This window comes from Ensifer sp. 22460 (assembly GCF_052044935.1).
GTDB lineage: Bacteria > Pseudomonadota > Alphaproteobacteria > Rhizobiales > Rhizobiaceae > Ensifer.
Genome location: NZ_JBQENZ010000007.1, coordinates 245,358 through 266,274 on the forward strand (window position 1 = coordinate 245,358; position 20,917 = coordinate 266,274).

Here is a 20,917-nt window from a genome sequence, read left to right on the forward strand (position 1 = left end):
CCCGCAAGCTAGCGGCTGGGTTGCAGGCGGTCAATGTCGGCGACGACGACTTCGCAGTCGATGGCCGTGGCGTGGCGTCGCATCGGTTTGCGTTCGGTCGCCTCTCAGCGGGAGCGAATATCCAGGGCTCCTGGTCCGTTATCACGTTGCGTGTGATTTCAACCGCTTGAGAAGCGGGCGCAATCGCGTAAGGTTGGTCGATTGCAGCCTGGGGTTACGCCGGGCGCAGGCTGAGGGGGCAGCGCTTGATCTTATTGTTGCAAGGCATGGAACACATCTGGGCCCGACCGGTACGCTCTGCAAAGCGCGCTGGTACGACGGCCTGTTTATCTGGACATGAGCCCACATGATCCGCGATCTGACGGCCAAGCTGGCTTCCATCGCCATCATGATGTTTGCGCGCGCGCTGACTGCGGCGCGCGCCATCTGGCATGAGACCGGCCTCCCACCAAAGCAGAGTATCTATTTCGCCAATCACTCCAGCCATGGCGACTTCGTGCTGGTCTGGGCGGTGTTGCCACCCTGGCTTCGGGAACATGCGCGGCCGGTTGCCGGAGCGGAATACTGGCTGAAATCGAAGCTCTCGGCCTTCATCGGTCGCGACGTGTTCGACGCCGTATTGATCGAGCGCGACGCGACGGCCCGCACCCAGGATCCGGTCGAGCAGATGACAGCCATCCTCAATGACGGCTCGTCGCTGATTCTCTTTCCCGAGGGAACACGCAACCAGACCGAGGCGCGGCTCCTGCCTTTCAAGAGCGGGCTCTACCACCTCGCCTGCAAGCGGCCGGACGTGGCGCTCGTGCCCGTCTGGATCAACAATCTCAACCGCGTGATGCCGAAGGGGGAGTTCGTGCCGATCCCGCTGATTTGTACCGTAAGTTTCGGCGAACCGATGCGCCTCAAAGCGCAGGAGACCAAGGACGAGTTCATCGCCCGTGCCGAGGCCGCCCTGCTCTCGCTCGCCCCCTCTTCGACGGAAGACAATGCATGAGCGCGGCGAGCCTGGATATGCTCAAACTGCTTCTCGGCGTCGGCGGCATTCTCGTCCTGGCGTCGAGCATCGGCTACGTGCTCAAGCAGAAGCTTTCACCGGACGGATCGAACGGCGCGATCGAGAACCTCAACGCCCGCATCAAGGCGTGGTGGGCGATGGTGGTGTTGATTGCCATCGCCTTCGTTGCTGGTCGGGTCGGCGTGCTGCTGCTCTTTGCCTTTTGTTCTTTCGCGGCGCTGCGTGAATTCATCACGCTCATCAACACCCGCCGCGGTGACCACTGGGCGATCGCCGCGGCCTTCTTCGTCGTGCTGCCGATCAATTATTTCCTGCTTTGGGCCGAGCAGTACGGCATCTATTCGATCTTCGTGCCGGTCTATGCCTTTCTGCTGATGCCGATCATCGCGGTTCTGCACGGCGACACGCGCGACTTCCTGCTCAGGATCTCGGAGGTGCAATGGGCGCTGATGATCTGTGTCTTCTGCGCCTCGCATGTGCCGGCGCTGCTGACCCTGCAGATCCCGGGCTATGAGGGACGCAACGTTCTCTTGATCGCCTTCCTGGTCATCGTCGTCCAATCGAGCGACGTGCTGCAATATGTCTGGGGCAAGCTATTCGGCAGGACCAAGATCGCCCCAACGCTTTCGCCCTCGAAGACGGTCGAGGGTTTTGTCGGCGGGGTCGCAAGCGCCACCCTGATCGGCGCCTCGCTCTGGTGGATCACACCGTTCACGCCCGCCCAGGCGGCGTTGATGTCCTTAATCATCACCCTGATGGGCTTCTTCGGAGGGCTCGTCATGTCGGCGATCAAGCGGGACCGCGGCGTCAAGGACTGGGGCCATCTGATCGAGGGCCATGGCGGGTTGATCGACCGGCTGGATTCCGTCGTCTTCTCGGCGCCGATCTTCTTCCATCTGACGCGCTATTGGTGGTCGCTGACATGACCGCGAAGCTGAAGGGACTGGCGGGCAGCGGCGTCGTGCACGTGGCATTCGCTTTTTTCGCCATGGGCGGCTGGGCGCTTTTCGCCAACCGCCATCACCCGATGCCCAAGCCGCTTCTTGCCGCCGTCATCCAGGGTACGCTCTCGGCGCTTCTGACCCTTTACCTCAAGACAGCGGTCGACGCGCTTTCCCGGCGGTTCCGTGGAACCAAGCGATTGTTCCTGCCGCCGCTCCTCGCCTGTCTCGGCTCGTCGGCGGCGCTCGTGGCAATCCACACGATGAGCGGCACGCCGGAGGTCCTGAGGACGATCGCGTTGCCGCTCGCGGTGTCGACCACCTACGCCGCCATCTACAACTATTCCATCAACCGAGGAGAGCCCGGGCATGACCGGTGACCGCAGGCCGCTCGCAAGCCGCAACACCCGCTGGGCCCAGGCGATCGCCCGCCGCCTGGCATCGATGAATGTCACACCCAACCGGATCTCGCAGGCAAGCATGCTGGCCGCCGCCTTTGCCGGGCTGGCCTTCTGGCTGACGGGCGAAACCCAGGATGGCGTGAGGGTTACGCTGTTCATCGCTGCCGCCCTCTTCTGCCAGTTGCGCCTGCTCTGCAATCTCTTCGACGGCATGGTCGCCGTCGAGGGCGGCAAGGGCGAAGCCGACGGTCCGTTCTGGAATGAGTTTCCGGATCGGGTCGCGGATGTCTTCATCTTCGTCGGCGCCGGATACGGGATTGGCGCCCCCGCCCTCGGTTTTGCCGCAGCCGCCTTCGCCGTGCTGACCGCCTATGTACGCGAACTCGGCCGCGCCAATGGCGCCCCGAGCGACTTCTCCGGCCCCATGGCCAAACAGCACCGCATGGCGACAATCACGCTGGCTGCGGTCCTCTCGGCCTTTGAAGGTCTTTGGCTCGGCGACGGTGAAATCCTCTGGGCGGCGCTGCTGTTGATCTCGATCGGCGCGGCCTTAACCGCCCTCCTGCGTGCCCGCCGCCAGATCGCCTGGCTCCGGCACAACGCCACCCCGAAAGGCTGATCGTTCCTTACCGCTACAACTGAACGACGCCCGCGCGATAACCCGCAGGCGCCCCTTGACGTTTCGTTGCATTAATTATTAGATTGATTAGTCGATTTATTAAACTTGAACACTCGACGGGGCGGAGCGGCGTTGCCTGCACCCACTGGCGATCGAGAGGTTCATTTGTCGCAAAAGACTTCTGTTTCAATCGGCTACGGCGCGATCCTCCACGCCTTCCGCTACGGAGAACACGAATGACCAACCCCGACCGCATCGACGATGTCGACGCACTGCGCGGCTTTGCACTGCTCGGAATCCTTCTCGTCAACACCATGGCCTTCGCCTCCGCCTTCTACGGACTGGAACTCGCGGACCCCGCCTTCACCGGCATTGCCGATCGCACCGTGCATCTTGTGATCGCGCTGTTCTTCGAGATGAAGTTCTACCTGCTGTTCTCATTTCTATTCGGCTACAGCTTCACCCTGCAGATGCGCTCGGCGGAAAAATCCGGCGAGGCCTTCGTGCCGCGGCTCTTGCGTCGGCAGGCCGGCCTCTGGCTGATCGGTGTCGCCCATGCGGTTCTGCTCTTCCATGGCGATATTCTCACCACCTATGCCGTGCTCGGCATTGTCCTCCTGATGCTGCGCAACCGCAGCGACGGTGCCCTCTTCCGCCTGGCGAAATGGCTGGTGATTCTCGTCGCCGTCGCCTGGGGTGTAATCGGCATTCTCGCCACGTTGGCCCCCATACCGCTCGATCAGCCCGCGATCCTCGCCGCGGCGAAGGCAACCGAACTTGCCTTTCAGGGCCATTGGCAAACAATCATCGGCCAGCACCTGACGGAACTTTCGACCATCTGGGTGATCGTTGGACTGCTGCAGGCGCCCTCGGCACTCGCGATGTTCGTACTCGGGCTCATCGCCGGGCGTCACAAGACGCTGGCGCGGCCGGAAGAAAACAAGGCGTTGTTCCAACGCCTGCTGCGCGCCGGCCTGTGGATCGGCCTGCCCGGCGCCATCGTCTATGCCTATGCCAGCGTCGAGATGATCGATTCGCCTGTCGCCATCATCGGGCTCTCGATCGGGCTGATTACCGGGCCGTTCCTGACGGGTGCCTATGTCGGCGGCGTGATGCTGTTCCTCGGAACGAAGGCCGGGCAGCGGTTGCGCAACTTACTGGCGCCTGCCGGCCGCATGGCGCTCTCCAACTACCTCGCGCAATCATTGATCGCCGCTCTGATCTTCCATGGCTACGGCCTTGGCCTCATCGGCCAGGCCACACCACTGACAACCGTGCTGATCGCCCTTGGTATCTACACGGCGCAGCTTTTCATCAGCCGCTGGTGGATGGCCCGTTTCGCCTACGGCCCGCTCGAATGGGTCTTGCGCTTCATCACCATCTGGCGGGCGCCGCAATGGCGCAAACCGGTCGGGGCGCGCTGACAACACCTCCGACTGACCGCGGGAGCAGTTCCGCACACCAGCGCGCATGAAAAAGGCCGGTCGCGAGACCGGCCTTTCCTGATCGATGCAAGCCCGGCTTAGACGAGACGGGACTGTTCCAGCGCCGCTTCGACGAAGCTCGCAAACAGCGGATGCGGATCGAGCGGGCGCGACTTCAGTTCCGGATGGTACTGAACGCCGATGAACCACGGATGATCCGGATATTCGACCGTTTCCGGCAGCACGCCGTCCGGCGACATGCCGGAGAAGACTAGGCCGCAAGCCTCAAGGCGGTCCTTGTAGTCGACATTGACTTCGTAGCGGTGGCGGTGGCGCTCGGAAATATCGGTCGAACCATAGATCTCGGCGATCTTAGTGCTGCCCTTGAGCGACGCGCGATAGGCGCCGAGGCGCATGGTGCCGCCGAGATTGCCGGAGGCCGAACGCTTCTCGAGTTCGTTGCCCTTCACCCACTCGGTCATCAGGCCGACAACCGGCTCCTTCGTCGGACCGAATTCGGTCGAGGAGGCCTTCTCGATGCCTGCGAGATTGCGTGCCGCTTCCACGACCGCCATCTGCATGCCGAAGCAGATGCCGAAATAGGGCACCTTGCGCTCGCGGGCAAAACGCGCCGCATTGATCTTGCCCTCGGAGCCGCGTTCACCGAAGCCGCCGGGAACGAGGATGCCGTGTACCTTCTCGAGATAGGGTGCCGGGTCTTCCTTCTCGAAGACTTCCGATTCGATCCACTCAAGCTTGACCTTCACCCGGTTGGCGATACCACCGTGATACAGCGCTTCGATCAGCGACTTGTAGGCGTCCTTGAGGCCGGTGTACTTGCCGACGATCGCGATCGTGACTTCGCCTTCCGGCGTGCGGATACGATCGGCAACGCGCTCCCAGGCTTCCATGCGCGGCTTCGGCGCCGGCTCGATGCCGAAGGCGGCCAGCACTTCGTTGTCGAGGCCTTCCTTGTGGTAGGCGATCGGAACGTCGTAGATCGAGGCAACGTCGAGCGCCTGGATAACGGCCGACTGGCGGACGTTGCAGAACAGCGAGAGCTTGCGACGCTCGGCTTCCGGAATTTCACGGTCGGCACGAACGAGCAGGATATCGGGATGAATGCCGAGCGCCTGCAGTTCCTTGACCGAATGCTGCGTCGGCTTGGTCTTCAGCTCGCCGGCCGCCGGAATATACGGCATCAGCGTCAGATGGACGTAGACGGCGGTGCCACGCGGCAGATCGTTGCCGAGCTGGCGGATCGCCTCCATGAACGGCATCGCTTCGATGTCGCCGACCGTGCCGCCGATTTCGCAGAGCACGAAATCATAGTCGTCGTTGCCTTCGGTAACGAAGCTCTTGATCTCGTTGGTAACGTGCGGGATCACCTGAACGGTTGCGCCGAGATAGTCGCCGCGCCGTTCCTTGTCGATGATGTTCTTGTAGATCCGGCCGGTGGTGATGTTGTCGGTCTTCGTCGCCGAACGCCCTGTGAAGCGTTCATAGTGGCCGAGATCGAGATCGGTCTCCGCACCATCATCGGTTACGAAAACCTCACCGTGCTGGGTCGGGCTCATGGTGCCCGGATCAACGTTGAGGTAGGGGTCGAGCTTGCGCAGTCTCACCCGGTAGCCACGCGCCTGCAGCAGTGCTCCGAGAGCCGCTGCAGCGATGCCTTTTCCGAGGGAGGAAACCACGCCGCCTGTGATGAATACATATCGCGCCATGGGAGTCACCGGATACCTTTTAACAAATGATTCCGCCACCGAAAAATTCATGTTCCAGAACTTTTCGTCTTGGGATGGAGGCAGACTTCACACAAAACAAAACCGGCGGATGAAACATCCGCCGGCGGGTTCTTCTGAATTGCGGCCTTATTGGCCGCTGGGAACTTGCGATCCCGAATTGTTGTTGGCGGGCGTCTCAGTCGTTGTGCCGCCTGCCGGAGCTTCGCCCGATGTTGCCGGCGCCGTCGAAGGGACACCGTTGCCAGTCGCAGCGCCGTTACCGGTTGCCGGGGCCGTTCCCGGCTGCTGCTGCGTGGCGCCACCGGCCGGAGCCTGGGTGTTGCCGCCACCGAGCGAATCGAGAACGCCGCCGCCGTTCGAGCTGGTGCCCGGGATACGGTCGAGGATGTCGGTCGCCTGCGGCTGATAGCGAGCGAGGATGCCCATCGCGAGCGCCAGAACGAAGAAGAGCGCGGCGAGGATCGCCGTCGTGCGGGTCAGCGCGTTGGCCGTGCCGCGGGCGGACATGAAGCCCGAGCCGCCGCCGATGCCGAGACCACCGCCTTCGGAACGCTGAATGAGAACGACGCCGATCAGGGCGACGACCACCATGAGATAGATGACGAGTAGTACGGTCTGCATCAGCTTCCAGTCCTGCCCTTGGGGCACACGAATCAAACCATGCGCAAACTCGGCCTGGCCGGGCGCAATTTTTCGCCTCTTTATACCAAGCCGTACGCCATTCCAAGCCCCTGCCCGGCAACCCGGGCGATCAGGCCGTCAATTCTTCATAAGCCCGGTAGATGGCGAGGAAGTCTTCGGCTTTCAAGCTCGCGCCGCCGATCAGTGCGCCGTCGACATTGGCGACGCCCATCAACTCCTTCGCATTGGAAGGCTTGACCGAGCCACCATAGAGGATACGCATCTTGGCTCCCGCGTCGGCAAAGCGCGAAACGAGTTCCTTGCGCATGAAGGCGTGCGCTTCCTCGACATCGGCTGCGGTCGGGGTCAGGCCCGTGCCGATCGCCCAGACGGGTTCGTAGGCGATGACGGTGTCTTCGGCGGTCGCCGCATCCGGCAAGCTCTCGGCGAGCTGGCGCCTCAGGACATCAAGGGTCTTGCCGGACTTGCGCTCGTCACCGGTTTCGCCGATGCAGACGATCGCCACGAGTTCGGCGGCGTGTGCGGCTTCCGTCTTCGCACGCACCAGCGCATCGCTTTCGGCATGATCGGTGCGGCGCTCGGAATGACCGACAATGACGTGGGTGCCGAAACAATCGGCGATCATTTCGGCGGAAACGTCGCCGGTGTGGGCGCCCGACTGCTTCTGATGGCAATCCTGCGCGCCGATCAGCAACGGGCTATCGTCGCAAAGCGCCGTCGCCACGTAGAGCAGGGTCGCAGGCGGGCAGATCAGCGTTTCGACCTTGGCGGAGAGTTCGCCCTTGACCCCTTCGGCCATCGCCTTGATCTGATCGAGCGAGGCGCGGGTTCCGTTCATCTTCCAGTTGCCGGCGACGAGCGGGCGGATATCGGGCGTCATGCAGTTTCCTCCGGATGCTTTTCTCCCGAAGCGGCCTAGCAAATGCGGCCGGCAAATAAAAGCGCTGACGGCGATTATTCCCGACGGCGGGGCTGGTTGCCTGCCCCGCCGCAAAGACACCTCATGCGGCGCGCGTCATCTCGACCACGGCAAACGGCAGCCCTTCGTCGTCGGTCGCCTTGCGTGCGGTTTCGACGAAACCGAGGCGGAGATAGAACGCGACCGCCGCCTGGTTGTCGGCATACACGCTTACATCCAGTCGCCCGAGCCGGGCGGTAGCATCCTCGACAAGCGCGCGACCGATACCGGCACCGCGAATGTCCGGATCCACGAACAGCCCGCCGATGAAATTCCCGATCAGCCCGATGAAGCCCACGACCTTCCCTTCGATTTCGGCGACCCAGTTGTCGGCCATCGGCAGGTAGGTGTCGCGCACCACCTGCTGCTGCTCGACAAGGCGCGTCTCGCCGAGAAACGGATGACCGAAGCGCGACGCCGCGAGCCAGATTGCCAACAGCCGCTCGCCCTCCTCGGGGCGCCAGGGCCGGATGGTGATGGGCTTGGCGCCAGCGACCGCCCGGCCCCTGCCCCCCGCTCCCTGCTTCCCTTGCGGCTGCAATGCCGCAATCGCATACATAAGCGGCAGGCTTGGCATGGTTGCAGGCGGCGCCATACGCCGGCCACCAAGGTCGCGCATGCCTTCGAAACCGATCCAGCCGTTGGAATAGGGATATTCCGTCAGACGCTCGATCCGGAGCCCGGCATCGATGAGCGCCTGGATCACATCCGCGATGCCCCAGTTGAACTCGAAAGATGGGTGGGGATTGCTAAAGCCCACCACACCCTCCTGGTAGCCTCCGGCCGCAAGACCGGCACCGGAATCCGCAACATAGTCGCCGACGCCCGCTTCGGCGACCGGTTCCTTCGGCGCGTAGTCATAGTGCGGCTCCCAGCTTGGGTCGAAGACCATCGCGAAGGGATGGAACTCGATGAAGGCGAAGCGCCCGCCGGGCTTGAGTACATCGGCGATACCGCGCGCCCAGACCCCGAGGTCCGACAGCCAGCAGATGGTGCCGTAGGACGCAAAGACGCGATCGAACCGCCGTTCGTCTGCGCGGGCACGCTCGAACCATTCGAACAGGTCGGACCGTTCGAATCTGGCCGCGATCCTGCATTCTTCGGAAAGCCGCGTGGCGAAGGCGATCGCCTCATCCGAGATGTCGACGCCGGTCACATTCGCGCCGAGGCGCGCAAGGCTCAGGCTGTCCTGGCCGGAGTTGCATTGGAGATGGAGGAGGTCCAGCCCGGCGATATCACCGAGCAGTTCGATTTCCTCTGGATAGAGCGTGGAGCCCCCGGCACGGAAAAAGGCCGCCTGGTCGCCCTTATGGCTGTTGTGCGCGACTGTCGCCGCATTCCAGGAGAGGCGATTGGCCTCGTGTAGATCGTTACTCATAGTCTACTCATGAAAATCGTGCGGCAGACACGGAGCCAGGGCCCCATGCTGCGCTGTTTTTAGAATTTCAGCACGGCCTCGAGCTCGTCGTCATAGTGCTCGCCCGTCGGCTCAAAGCCGAGCTCTCGATAAAATCCTTCGGGACTGCCGGGACCCTGTCCGTAACTCGTGTAGAGTTCGCGAAGACCGCGCGCCTTCAGATCACGAACGACAAGGGCAATCGCCTGCTTGCCAAAGCCCCTGCCCTGGAACGGGCGGGCAATCATGAAGCGCCAGAGATAGACGCCGGGGCAATCGATACCGTCGTCCCAGTCGGATCCTTCATGCAGCATGATGAAGCCGACCAGCGTCTCTTCGGCATAAACAGCGCGGAACCAGGCATTCTCGGAAAAATGCGCCTCGGCAATCGAGGTGCCGTTGTCCGCCACCATGCTGCGCTGTTCGTCGCTTAGCGTTTCGCTGAGCTCGCAGACGTCGCAGACGGTCAGGGCTGAAATGCGCCGGAGGGTAATTTCGGCATCAGACGGCAATACGGTCCCACCATTGGAAACTCCTAAGAAAAATCAAAATGTTAAAAAAGAGCCGGAACCAGAACGGTCGACTTCGGATCACCCGCTAAAGAGGCAAACGGCACGTATGATGAAATCATGGCGAGAAAACGCCTGACCGTTCGCGATAGCGAACGGCGCTAGACTCCGGTTCGCAGATGGTCCTGGCCCTACCCTAGAAACCCAAAGTCACTTTGGTCGGCCTGCTGACGGATGTGTACCGCCGTTCTCCAGGCCGGCAATCGCCGCGTGAACGTCCGCCTCCACGTCTTCGTCGAACTGCTCGAAGATCGCATCGCCGATCAAGCCGTGAACCTCGCGCAGGTAAGGGGCAGCCGCCTCGCCTTCGCCAAGAGCGAGGTAGGAGCGTGCGATCGAAAGCGACGAAAGCGGCTGGCGCCGCTCCAAGGTCCACTCGCGGGACAGCAGCGAGACGGCGATGCTCTCGCGGTACCGCCCGGCATCGCAAAGTGCCGCGCCGTAACCACTCTTGATCCAGTAATACATGTCCGTGAAAGCGAGGTGGGCATCGGCTATGTCGGATGCCAGACGCCAGGCATCGATCGCCTCGCCATATTTGCCTTCGGTTCCAAGGCGGATGCCCGTGCGAGCCAGATCATAAGCCTCCCGCTCATGCGGACTCATTGGTGTCGTTTTTTTCTTCGGTGTCGTTTTTTTCTTCGTCATCTACGCCAGCCCAACTGCTTCCAGGAACAACCCCTCCGTGTCCCCTTCCACCGCAAGTGGACCACAGCTTGCTGACGTCAACAAGATCGCAGTGCAATTTTACGGTATTATCGGCGAATAAAAGCATGAGCTCATGGGTCTCACCGCCGTAACCGAGTTGTAGCGGCCGGGCTGGCGACCACGGAGACGAACATGTTGCGCAACGACAAGGCCGGGTTCGGCTGGGTCACCATCATCCTTCACTGGACGATTGCGGCGATCATCCTTGCCTTGCTCGCCCTCGGCTTCATCATGCGCCGGGTTCCGATCGACCCAGTGCTGCAGTTTTCGCTGTACCAGTGGCACAAGTCGCTGGGTTTCACCGCGCTTGGCCTGGCGGTGGTGCGCGCCCTCTGGCACGTGGTCGAGCTTCATCCGAAGCCGCCGGAAGGCCTCAGCCCCCTTGAGCAGCGCGCAGGCAGCGTCACTCATATCGTGCTCATGGGGCTTGCGCTCGCTGTCCCGCTTGCCGGTTGGGCCGTCGCATCCACCTCGACGCTGAACATCCCAAGCTTTTACTTCAACTGGGTCGTCATACCGCATCTGCCGATGGCGAAATCGGCACCGGCTGAGAACCTCTGGACGCTCGTCCATATGACGCTCGCCTATCTGCTCCTCGTCTTTGTGACGCTTCACGTATTGGCCGCCCTCTACCACCACTTTGCGCGGCGGGACGACGTCCTCGTCCGCATGCTGCCAACCGGATCGCGACGCCATAAACGCTCCCAAACGGCGGGCGCGGATCCGGTCATCGCTGGAAGGAAGAAACCATGACACTGCGCTTGCAACCATCACCCAAGGCAATTGCACTCGCCTTGCTGGCGGCCATGTCCGTTAGTCCCTCGCTCGCTGTCGGCGCCGCGCCAGACCTTGCCGATGCGGCCGGAAACTACGGCATCACGCCCGCTTCCCGTATCCATTTCACGGTAGCACAAGCAGGCGGCGGAGGAATCGTCGGCGACTTCGGCAAATTTTCCGGCAGCTTCCGCATCGACCGAAATGATGTCGACCACTCGACCGTCGAGTTCACGCTCTACCCGGAAAGTGTGAAAACGGGAGAGAAGCGGACCGAGGATTTCCTGAAGTCCAGCGCCGTTTTCGACACCGCGAACTACAGCACCGTCACCTTCCGTTCGACGAATGTGAAGCAGACCGGCCCCGCTACGGCGGCGGTCGAAGGAACGTTGACCGCCCGCGGCACCTCGCGAAAGGAACGCTTCTCGGTGACGCTGCTTGACTGGAACCGCGGCTCGATCGCCTTCAACATCCGCGGCAACATCCACCGTTCGCCCTATGGCATGGATGTCGGCACGCCGATCTATTCCAACGTCGTCGAGTTCGACATGAACATCAAAGGGCAGAGGCGGTGAACGCCCCTGCCCCTTTATGAACGCAAGTCCTCGGCTCAGCCGATCTGGCTGCCGACGAAATCCTTGACGATGCGCACGATACCGCGGCCGAGCAGGTCGTCGAGCGCCGCGATGAACTGGTCGACATGAGCGCGCTCGCAGATCAGCGGCGGCTCGAGCCGGATGACGTTGCGATTGTATTCGGTAAAGGCCACCAGCACATCGTAGTCGCGTAGGAGCAGCGCGCCGATGAAGCCGGACAACGAACCCTTGAGTTTGTCGTCAAGCATGGAGACGACTGGGCGCAGCACCATCGGCAGCGTCTGGCTGAAGTCCTGGAACTCCAGGCCGACCATCAGCCCCTGGCCGCGAACGTCCTTGATGATCTTCGGGTATTTCTCCTTCAGCGCCTGCAGGCGATCGATGAGATAGTTGCCGCTGTCGGCGGCCCGGTCGATCAGGTGCTCGTCATAGAGCACGTTGATGCCTTCGATCGCCGTGACGCAGGCCTCGCCCATGCCGCCAAAGGTCGCCATGGCATGGATCATTGCGGTCTTCGACGTGCCGTAGGCCTTCATATAGACTTCGCGACGGGCGATCATCGCGCCGACGGCTGCCTTGCCGGCGCCGAGCGACTTGGCGAGCGCTGTCACGTCAGGCACGACACCATAGTGCTCGAACGCATAGAAGCGGCCGGAGCGACCATAACCGCACTGTACCTCGTCGGCGACCCAGAGCACGCCGTACTTGTCGCAGAGCGCACGAAGCTTCTGCCAATACTCGGCCGGCGCCTGGATGATGCCGCCGCCTCCCTGGATGGTTTCGAGCACGATGACACCGATTTCCGGATCGGACTTGAAGGCGTTTTCCACCGCGTCGATATCGGCGAAGGGAACGCGCACCGTATTGTCGGTGAGCTTGAAGTCGGCGCGATAGAGTTGGCCGTCGGTGATGGCGAGCACACCCTTGGTCTTGCCGTGGAAGGAATTCTCGGCATAGACGACCTTAGGCCGCTTCGGACCGGCCGCACGCTCGGCAAGCTTGACGGCAGCCTCCATCGCTTCCGAGCCGGACGAGCCGAGGAAGACCATGTCGAGGTCACCCGGCGAGCAGGCGGCGATGTTCTTGGCCAGCGCCGCCGCATATTGCGACATGAAGGCGATGGCGATCTCGTGACGCTTCTCGTCCTGGAACTTCTGCCGCGCTTCAAGGATGCGCGGATGGTTATGGCCGAAGGCCAGCGAGCCGAAGCCACCGAAGAAATCGAGGATCTTGCGGCCGTTCTCGTCGGTGTAGAACATGCCCTCGGCGCTTTCGATCTTCACCTTGTGGAAGCCAAGAAGCTTCATAAAGTGAAGCTGTCCGGGATTCAGATGCTCCTTGAAAGCCGTGGTGATGTCGCCGATCGACATGGCCTTTGCCTGTTCCACGGTGATCAGTTCGGGCTTTGTCACACCACCATCGAGCGAAGGGGCGGCAACGGCGATACGGTTCGGTATGTCCAACATGGTGTCTCCCCTCATTCGGCCGGCACGGCGACGGCGGCGGTGGCCGCGGCACCCATTTTCTTTGCCCGATATTCGTCATAGGCGGCGACCAGCATGTCGCCATCATTGTATTCCGCACGCCATCCGAGCTCGCGCTTCAGCTTGCCGGTCTCACGCACGCACATCTCGTCTGCGATCAGATACTGCTCCGGATCCATGATCGGCTTGTTGATCAGATCGAAGAAGGCCAGCGTCTGCTTGACCGCGAAGGCGGGGGTCGGCAGCAGGAACGATTTGGAACCGGCGTGCTCGATGAGATTGCCGAGCAGGTCGCGCACCGAGGGCGGATTGTCGGAGCCGAGATTGTAAGCTTCATTCGGCACGCCACCCTTCCAGGCAAGGCGTGCAGCTTCGGCGCAATCGAAGACCGAGATGAACTGATAGGGCACCTTGCCCGAGCCGATCATCGGCACCGGCAGGTTCATGTCGATCAGCTTGAACAGCTTCTCGAGAATGCCGAGACGACCGGGGCCGATGATCAGGCGCGGGCGGAAGATCGAAATGTTCATGCCCTGCTTGCGCCATTGCACCGCAAGCTGCTCGGTCGCCCATTTCGACTTGCCGTATTCGCCGAGCGGCTTTGCCGGATGGGTTTCGGTCTGCGGCGATTGCACCGTGTGGCCGTAGATCATGTCGGTGGTGAACTGCACCAGGCGCGATGCGCCGGCGGCGTCCATGGCCTTCATGATGTTTTCGGCGCCGTAATAGTTGACGGGCCAGAAGAATTCCCAGCGCTTCGAGCGGATCTGCAGCGGCGACAGCATCTTGGCCGCCATATTGTAGACCATGTCATCGGGACCGATGCCGACCTTCTGTACAGCCTTCAGGTCAGTGACGTCGCAATGGACGAAGCGGGCGCGGCCGTAATGCGGCAGGTCGGACTTGACGATATCGGCGATCACCACGTCCTCGCCGTCCTTGACTAGACGTTCCGCCAGGTGACGGCCAACAAAGCCGTCGCCACCAAAGATGATGTGTTTCATGACTTGCTCCCGAATTCTGCAGTGCTCACCCCGGCTGCATCCGCCGACTTGTCATCGGCGTGGGATGAGATGCCCGACTGGGCGATAAGAAGGGTTCCTGCGCAGATCAGCGCGATGCCGGCGATGCGCCAGGCATTGAGGTCCTCGCGGAAAACGAAATAGGCGAAGACCGCGACTGCGACGTAGGCGAGGCTCAGGAACGGATAAGCAAAGGAAAGCTCGACCTTCGACAGCACATAGAGATGCGACGCCATCGAAATGACGAAGGTCGCGAGGCCGGCAAAGACCCAGGGGTTGAAGACGATCTGGAACAGCCGGACGATCGCCGTTTCAGCGGTCATAGAAATCGGCCCGAGCGTCAGCATGCCCTGTTTCAGCATGAGCTGAGCGGCAGCGTTGGTAAGCACCGTAAAGAGAATGAATGGAATATATTTCATTGTTTTACTCCCAGTCCCGAAAATGTACTTACGGGCAAGAGACGGATTTTCCGTGAAGTTTGAAAGTTTATTTGAATAAAATTATCTGCATTCTCATTCTGGCAAAGCCAGAGCCGTGCGCTTCCAGAAGTTGGAAACGAGCGCTGGATCGCGCAACGCCTCGAGCCTCCTCCAGGAAGGGAAAGACATTTCAAAGACTTGCGGGCTCATGCGAGCATCCTTGTACGGATTGACCGCACCGCCTGCCTCCACCACGATGCTATCGAGCGCATCCAGCAGCTTTACTGTCCGTTCACCTTGATTGGCGAAGTCCAATGTCAAAGTAAAACCGGGTCGCGGGAAGGACAGAACGCCGCGCGAGCCGATATCGCCAAAACGCTTGAGAACCGTCAGGAACGACGCATGGCCGGCCTTGCGAGCCGTTTCCATGAGTTGCGCGGTGATCGCCGGTGCCCGCTCTGCCGGGTAGACGCTCTGGTGCTGATAGAGACCGCGTGGGCCGTAAAGCCTGTTCCAGGCGCCGATGGCATCCAGCGGATAGAAATAGGAGGTCCAGGGAACCGTCGTCACGGTTTCGCCAGGCTTTTCCTTGCGGAAGTAATATTCGTTGAAGGCCTTGAGCGTTGTCCGGTTCAGAAGATTGAAGGGCGGCGCGAAGGGCACCGAAAGCTTCAATCCCTTCGGGATATCGGGCAGTTCACAGGAGCCGTCGGCATGGTCGCCGGCCAGCAGTACGCCCCTGCCCGCGCGGGCTCCTACAGCGAGTTGGTCGATCCAGGCAACGGAATATTCGTGCTCGTCGTCGACCCGATCGACGAGGGCGAAGTATTGGTCGAGATTATCGAAGCGGATCGCATGCTGTTGCACGTGCGGCGACGGCACCTTCATCAGCCGCAGATCCACGGTCAGGATCAACCCCGTCAGGCCCATGCCGCCGATGGTCGCAGCGTAGAGTTCAGCGTTCTCTCCGGGCGAACAGGTCAATCGATCCCCGTTCGAGCGCAGAAGCGTGAAACCTGTCACGTGATTGCCGAAGGTGCCGCGCGCATGGTGGTTCTTGCCGTGCACGTCGTTGGCAAGTGCGCCGCCGACGGTCACGAAAGCCGTGCCGGGGGTGACCGGCAGGAAGAAGCGATGTTCGATCGCGCGTTCGAGCACCTCGCGCAACGTCACGCCGGCCTCGCAGGTCATCATGCCGGTGCCGGGATCGAAGGCGATGATCCGGCCATGCCGGCGGCTTTCGATCAGCGTGCCTCGGTCATTGTGGCAACTGTCGCCGTAGCTGCGGCCATTGCCGAAGGGCAAGTAGCCTTCCGCCTCCAGGCTGCCGAGGCGATCCTCATAGTCGTCAGGCGAAATGGCCGGCCGCGCGCGATTGTCGAGGCGGCCCCAGCTTTCATGGTCTTGCAAACTCATTGCGGCCCGATGGCTCCAAACAGTATGAACAGCGCGCCGATCAGCATGGTCAATTGGCTGCGCCAGTCACGCATGATGAAGACAACAGGGTCCTCATGCAGCATGCCGCGACGCGCGAGCATCCAGATGCGCAACAACATATAGAGCACCAGCGGGCAAAGCGGCCACAGCGCCCACGGCGTGGTGTACATTTCCTGGAGTTCCTTGCTGTGCACGTAGAGCGCAAGGACCAGAGCCGAGGTGAAAGCGGAAGCAACGCCAGCCTGCCCCACCATCTCGAAATCGACAGCGAGATAGCCGCGCCCCGGAACGTTGCCGCCATCCTTGTCGTCGAATTCGTGCAACTCGACATAGCGCTTCACCAGCGCCAGGCTGAGGAAGAAGAAGATGGCGAAGGAGACCAGCCAGAAGGAGAGTTCCGTGCCCGTGGCCGCGGCACCGGCAACAATGCGCGTGGTGTAGAGGCCGGCGAGCGTGAAGACGTCGACCAACAGCTTGCGCTTCAGCACGAAGGTATAGGCAGTCGTCGCGCAGGCATAGAACGCCAGCACACCGGCAAATTTCCATGGCAGCAACAGCGTCAGCGACAGCGATGCCAGGACGAGGCAGCCGGCAAGAATGAGCGCTGTTGGCACCGACATCTGGCCGCTGGCGAGCGGCCTGTGACGCTTCTTTGCATGGCGGCGATCATTGGCGAGGTCCGAAAGATCGTTGATGACATAGACCGCCGAGGCGAGGAAGCTGAAGGCGAAGAAGGCGACGATGACGCTCATGATCGCGTCGAAATGCAGCACCTCATGATTGAGGATCATCGGCACGCCGATGAGTACGTTTTTCGCCCATTGATGCACGCGGATGGACTTCAACGGCGCAAGCGCGCTCACCTTGCCGGTCTCCAGCCGTTCCGCGTCATGATTGCGGCGCCACTTCTCCGCCGCAGCATCCGGGGCGACCACGATCGCACGCCGCGCTACCTCGAAAACGGCGATATCGTCACGGCTGTTGCCCATATAGTCGAAGGCACCGTCGCCGAAACGATCGACCAACGCCTGGCGCTTGCGGCTGCTCGTCAGATTGAGCGCATCGGTCGAATGCATGACCGAGGAAAAAAGTCCGACATGATCGGCAACGTCTCTGGCGACCGACGGTGCAGCGCCGGTGACGAGCACCAGTTCGCGGCCCGCCTTTCTCTCCTCGGCGAGCCGATCGATGACGGCCTGCCGGTAGGGCCAGTCCTGAGCCTTGCGGCCGGAACGCAAGGCCACCTCATGCTTCAGCCGCGCCTTGCCCTTCGCCAACCAGAACAGCATGGGAAAGAGCATCAGCGGATTGCGCAAGAGAATGATCGCCGCACCTTCCCACAGCGTATCGGCGGCCAACAAAGTACCGTCCAGATCCACACACAGCGGAATGTGCCGTGTCTCGGTGCGCGCGTCCATGAATTCCATCCCAGCCATAATTGCCGGGCATGATGACGTCTTCAACTTTCCAGAGTGGAAACGCGGGCCACAATCTCGCCCGGAAACTGTCGGGCTGGTTAACAAATGTCAGCGGCGCGGACAAAGGTCAGCGGCGACCGATCCAGTTCAATGCATCGCGCCAGTCGGTCATGCGCACCGGGGTGCCGTGCGAGCCGGTTTCGAAGAGGACGAAGCGTGTCGGGTAGCCTTGGCCCTTCAGCGTGCGATAGAGCGCTTTCTGGCTCTCGGCCGGATAGACGCTGTCGCGGCTGCCATGGCTGAAGAACATGGGCAGCTTCGCCTTGTAGGCGGCGCTCTTGGTGAAATCGGGGTCGCTTACGCCACCCATGACCATCATGCCGCTGAGAGCCGCGACCGCGGAGGCATCGCGCGAAACGCCCCAGCAGATGAAGCTTCCCATCGAGGCGCAGGCCAGCACCACGGGGCGACCGCCTGAGTGCTCGGAAACCTGTTTGACCAGGCCGGCAATATCCGCAGCGCCTGCCGTGTCGAAGGAGCGGACGCTCGGCGCGTAGTAGACTCCGCCATTGGCGACGGCGAGGTTCTTCAGCCGATTGAAGTTACCGCCGAAGGAAAAATCGTTGGTGCCGAGCCGGCGATCACCGCCGCGGCCGTGGATGAAGATCACCGTGAAGGCAGCGCCGCGATCCGGACCGACACGGGTCACGTCAAGCAAGCGACCGCCAATGTCGAGCTTCTCATTGACTTGCTCGCTTTTCACGCCCAGCGAAACATAGGCGCGCTTCACCCGGCGTTCCGGAATTTCGTCCCGTTCGTTGATGTCGCGCAGTTCCTGATATTCCACCGTCAGGTCGTCGCCGCCATCATTTTGTTGCAGCACCTTGGCATAGGAGAAAAGCTCGTCCTTGAAGGGTTTCAATGTCTGCGCTTGAGCCGCGGAAGCGCCTGCGGCGAAGGCCGCAGCCAGAAAAAGCCGGCGAAACGGAAAAACAGTTGTGGACACGGCCAATGACGGGCTCCCTCTTTGGCCGGAAGCCTTGCCATCGCACGGACGCCAAAGCAACACTTGCTCCGTAACAGGGCCGCAAAGGCGGCATTTCACCTGCAAGCGATGCCAGCATTCTCCTTTTGTTCGCTCTTTCGGCGGGAGTCTGGCAGAATTCAGGTGATTCGACCGCCGGGGGATGGCGGCAAAGTCGAGGTCTTGCTATGGCCTCTCCCCAAGTGACAGGAACGATCCGAACGGCCCCATGGACGACAACAGCGACCTCTTCTCAATGCCCGAGCAACCGAAGCCCGTACAGCCGAGCGCCAAACCGGCTGTGCCAGTGGCACCAGTCGCGCGCGAAGAGCCGCGCCCTGCCCCGAAGGGTAGCGACGGCAGCGACTACGATGCTTCGGCGATCGAGGTGCTCGAAGGGCTGGAGCCAGTTCGTCGTCGTCCGGGCATGTATATCGGCGGCACCGACGAGAAGGCGCTGCACCACCTCTTCGCCGAAGTCATCGACAACTCGATGGACGAAGCGGTCGCCGGTCATGCAAATTTCATCGAAGTCCACCTCGATGCCGACGGCTTCCTGACGGTCACGGACAACGGCCGTGGTATCCCGGTCGAGAACCATCCGAAATTCCCGGGCAAGTCGACGCTCGAAGTCGTCATGACCATCCTCCATGCCGGCGGCAAGTTCGACGGCAAGGCCTATGAGACGTCGGGCGGTCTTCACGGTGTGGGCGTTTCCGTCGTCAATGCGCTCTCCGATGCGCTCGAGGTCGAGGTCGCACGCAACCGCAAGCTCTACCGGCAGCGCTTCTCCCGCGGTATTCCGCAGGGTGGGCTCGAGGAACTCGGCGACGTGCACAACCGCCGCGGCACGCGCGTTCGTTTCCATCCGGACCCGGATATTTTCGGTCCGCACGCGCATTTCGAGCCCGGACGGCTTTTCCGCATGGCGCGCTCGAAGGCCTATCTCTTCGGCGGCGTCGAAATCCGCTGGTCCTGCGATCCGTCGCTGCTGCAGGAAGGCTCGGAGATCCCGGACAAGGCCGTCTTCCACTTCCCGGGCGGCCTGAAGGATTATCTTGCCGCCACACTCGGCAAGGAATTCACCGTCACCCGCGAGATCTTCGCCGGCAAGTCGGAGAAGGCCAACGGCCACGGCTCGCTCGAATGGGCCGTCACCTGGTACGGCGGCGACCAGCAGGTCCATTCCTACTGCAACACCATCCCGACGCCCGAGGGCGGCACGCACGAAGCGGGCTTCCGCATCGCGCTGACCAAAGGCCTGAAAAACTATGCCGAACTGACGCAGAACAAGCGCGCGTCGATCGTCACCACCGACGACGTGATGATCTCGGCGGCGGGCATGCTGTCGGTCTTCATCCGCGAACCGGAATTCGTCGGCCAGACGAAGGACAAGCTCGCGACGGTCGAGGCACAGCGCATCGTCGAAAACGCGCTCCGCGACCCCTTCGATCACTACCTTGCCGACAATCCCGGAGAAGCCGCCAAGCTGCTCGACTGGGTGGTCGAGCGCGCCGAAGAGCGCGTCCGCCGGCGCAAGGAAAAGGAAGTCAACCGCAAGACGGCAGTGCGCAAGCTGCGCTTGCCGGGCAAGCTTGCGGACTGCTCGCAGAACACGGCCGAAGGCGCTGAACTCTTCATCGTCGAAGGGGACTCGGCTGGCGGATCGGCAAAGCAGGCGCGCAACCGCGCCAACCAGGCGATCCTGCCGCTTCGCGGCAAGATCCTCAACGTCGCGAGCGCAGGCCGCGAAAAGCTCAGCGCCAACCAGCAGATCACCGACCTCATTCAGGCACTCGGCTGCGGCACGCGTAGCAAGTACCGCGAAGAGGATTTGCGCTACGAACGCATCGTCGTCATGACCGACGCCGACGTCGACGGCGCGCATATCGCCTCGCTGCTCATCACCTTCTTCTATCAGGAGATGCCAGAGCTCATTCGCGGCGGTCACCTCTATCTCGCCGTACCGCCGCTCTACCGCATCAGCCAGGGCTCGAAGACGCTCTATGCCCGCGACGATGCGCACCGCGAAGAACTGATGCGAACCGAATTCGCCGGTCGCGGCAAGGTCGAGATCGGCCGGTTCAAAGGTCTTGGCGAGATGCTGCCCGCGCAGCTCAAGGAAACGACGATGGACCCGAAGTTCCGCACGTTGCTCAAGGTGGAGATCGACGAGATTGATTTCGAGGGCACGCGCGAGGCGGTGGACAATCTGATGGGGACGAAGGCCGACGCCCGCTTCCGCTTCATCCAGGAGCGCGCCGTGTTCGCCGAAAACCTGGATATCTGATTGGGCGATGGATGCGAAGGCGCATGACGTTC

20 protein-coding genes are annotated in these 20,917 nt (G+C 61.8%); 8 read left to right on the top strand and 12 right to left on the bottom strand.

Going from position 1 to position 20,917, the window contains the following annotated elements:
• Positions 1–346: 346 nt before the first annotated feature.
• From ACTJKM_RS11510 to ACTJKM_RS11530, 5 genes are all read left to right on the top strand, one after another.
• Entirely contained in the window at positions 347–994 is a 648-nt protein-coding gene (locus ACTJKM_RS11510) for a lysophospholipid acyltransferase family protein (protein WP_373419809.1), read from the top strand.
• Positions 991–1,941, top strand: a complete 951-nt coding sequence (locus tag ACTJKM_RS11515; protein ID WP_058320572.1) for a phosphatidate cytidylyltransferase — start codon at positions 991–993, stop codon at positions 1,939–1,941. Before ACTJKM_RS11510 ends, ACTJKM_RS11515 begins: the two co-directional genes overlap by 4 nt.
• Positions 1,938–2,336: a hypothetical protein gene (locus ACTJKM_RS11520; protein WP_057255650.1), complete on the top strand. Its 399-nt coding sequence runs from the start codon at positions 1,938–1,940 to the stop codon at positions 2,334–2,336. The genes ACTJKM_RS11515 and ACTJKM_RS11520 overlap by 4 nt, the downstream gene beginning before the upstream one ends.
• Positions 2,326–2,976 carry a CDP-alcohol phosphatidyltransferase family protein gene (locus ACTJKM_RS11525; RefSeq protein WP_058328568.1) on the top strand — a complete coding sequence of 217 codons (651 nt, stop codon included), beginning with the start codon at positions 2,326–2,328 and terminating at the stop codon, positions 2,974–2,976. Before ACTJKM_RS11520 ends, ACTJKM_RS11525 begins: the two co-directional genes overlap by 11 nt.
• Before the next feature lie 236 nt (positions 2,977–3,212).
• A complete protein-coding gene (locus ACTJKM_RS11530; RefSeq protein WP_058328567.1) occupies positions 3,213–4,400 on the top strand; it encodes a DUF418 domain-containing protein in 1,188 nt (395 codons plus the stop codon).
• A gap of 98 nt (positions 4,401–4,498) precedes the next feature.
• On the opposite strand, the gene ACTJKM_RS11535 is transcribed toward ACTJKM_RS11530, so the two are convergent.
• The 6 genes from ACTJKM_RS11535 to ACTJKM_RS11560 all read right to left on the bottom strand — a co-directional run bounded on the left by ACTJKM_RS11535 (position 4,499) and on the right by ACTJKM_RS11560 (position 10,319).
• Complete coding sequence (locus ACTJKM_RS11535) at positions 4,499–6,136, bottom strand: CTP synthase (protein ID WP_082663638.1); 1,638 nt, start codon at positions 6,134–6,136, stop codon at positions 4,499–4,501.
• A 138-nt stretch (positions 6,137–6,274) separates the two neighbouring features.
• Complete coding sequence (gene secG, locus ACTJKM_RS11540; RefSeq protein ID WP_057255646.1) at positions 6,275–6,769, bottom strand: preprotein translocase subunit SecG; 495 nt, start codon at positions 6,767–6,769, stop codon at positions 6,275–6,277.
• A gap of 130 nt (positions 6,770–6,899) precedes the next feature.
• Entirely contained in the window at positions 6,900–7,670 is a 771-nt protein-coding gene (tpiA, locus tag ACTJKM_RS11545; RefSeq protein ID WP_057255645.1) for a triose-phosphate isomerase, read from the bottom strand.
• A gap of 121 nt (positions 7,671–7,791) precedes the next feature.
• On the bottom strand, positions 7,792–9,126 hold the full coding sequence (locus ACTJKM_RS11550) for a bifunctional class I SAM-dependent methyltransferase/GNAT family N-acetyltransferase (RefSeq protein ID WP_063893394.1): 1,335 nt from the start codon (positions 9,124–9,126) through the stop codon (positions 7,792–7,794).
• Positions 9,127–9,185: 59 nt separating this feature from the next.
• A complete protein-coding gene (locus ACTJKM_RS11555; RefSeq protein ID WP_058328565.1) occupies positions 9,186–9,656 on the bottom strand; it encodes a GNAT family N-acetyltransferase in 471 nt (156 codons plus the stop codon).
• Positions 9,657–9,863: 207 nt separating this feature from the next.
• Positions 9,864–10,319 (bottom strand): hypothetical protein, encoded by a 456-nt coding sequence (locus tag ACTJKM_RS11560; protein ID WP_058328564.1) that lies wholly within the window; start codon positions 10,317–10,319, stop codon positions 9,864–9,866.
• Between the two features lie 234 nt (positions 10,320–10,553).
• Here ACTJKM_RS11560 and ACTJKM_RS11565 point away from each other — a divergent pair, with 234 nt between their 5' ends.
• Both ACTJKM_RS11565 and ACTJKM_RS11570 read left to right on the top strand, forming a co-directional pair.
• Positions 10,554–11,174, top strand: a complete 621-nt coding sequence (locus ACTJKM_RS11565; protein WP_058328563.1) for a cytochrome b — start codon at positions 10,554–10,556, stop codon at positions 11,172–11,174.
• Positions 11,171–11,770, top strand: a complete 600-nt coding sequence (locus ACTJKM_RS11570; protein WP_058328562.1) for a YceI family protein — start codon at positions 11,171–11,173, stop codon at positions 11,768–11,770. Before ACTJKM_RS11565 ends, ACTJKM_RS11570 begins: the two co-directional genes overlap by 4 nt.
• Before the next feature lie 35 nt (positions 11,771–11,805).
• Here the strand turns inward: ACTJKM_RS11570 and ACTJKM_RS11575 are convergent, their stop codons facing one another.
• From ACTJKM_RS11575 to ACTJKM_RS11600, 6 genes are all read right to left on the bottom strand, one after another.
• The gene (locus tag ACTJKM_RS11575) at positions 11,806–13,257 is read right to left on the bottom strand and encodes an aspartate aminotransferase family protein (protein ID WP_058328561.1); all 1,452 of its coding nucleotides are present in this window, start codon (positions 13,255–13,257) and stop codon (positions 11,806–11,808) included.
• 11 nt (positions 13,258–13,268) lie between these two features.
• On the bottom strand, positions 13,269–14,279 hold the full coding sequence (locus ACTJKM_RS11580) for an NAD-dependent epimerase/dehydratase family protein (RefSeq protein WP_058320564.1): 1,011 nt from the start codon (positions 14,277–14,279) through the stop codon (positions 13,269–13,271).
• Positions 14,276–14,716 (bottom strand): EamA family transporter, encoded by a 441-nt coding sequence (locus ACTJKM_RS11585; protein WP_058320563.1) that lies wholly within the window; start codon positions 14,714–14,716, stop codon positions 14,276–14,278. Before ACTJKM_RS11585 ends, ACTJKM_RS11580 begins: the two co-directional genes overlap by 4 nt.
• Before the next feature lie 93 nt (positions 14,717–14,809).
• Positions 14,810–16,132, bottom strand: coding sequence for an FAD-binding oxidoreductase (locus tag ACTJKM_RS11590; protein ID WP_058328560.1), 1,323 nt, complete (start codon positions 16,130–16,132; stop codon positions 14,810–14,812).
• On the bottom strand, positions 16,129–17,571 hold the full coding sequence (locus tag ACTJKM_RS11595) for a UbiA family prenyltransferase (protein ID WP_058328571.1): 1,443 nt from the start codon (positions 17,569–17,571) through the stop codon (positions 16,129–16,131). Before ACTJKM_RS11595 ends, ACTJKM_RS11590 begins: the two co-directional genes overlap by 4 nt.
• A 127-nt stretch (positions 17,572–17,698) precedes the next feature.
• Positions 17,699–18,583 (bottom strand): alpha/beta hydrolase, encoded by an 885-nt coding sequence (locus ACTJKM_RS11600; RefSeq protein WP_112995923.1) that lies wholly within the window; start codon positions 18,581–18,583, stop codon positions 17,699–17,701.
• 241 nt (positions 18,584–18,824) lie between these two features.
• On the opposite strand from ACTJKM_RS11600, the gene parE reads away from it, so the two are divergent.
• Positions 18,825–20,885, top strand: a complete 2,061-nt coding sequence (gene parE / locus ACTJKM_RS11605) for a DNA topoisomerase IV subunit B (RefSeq protein WP_058328558.1) — start codon at positions 18,825–18,827, stop codon at positions 20,883–20,885.
• The last annotated feature ends 32 nt before the right edge of the window (positions 20,886–20,917 follow it).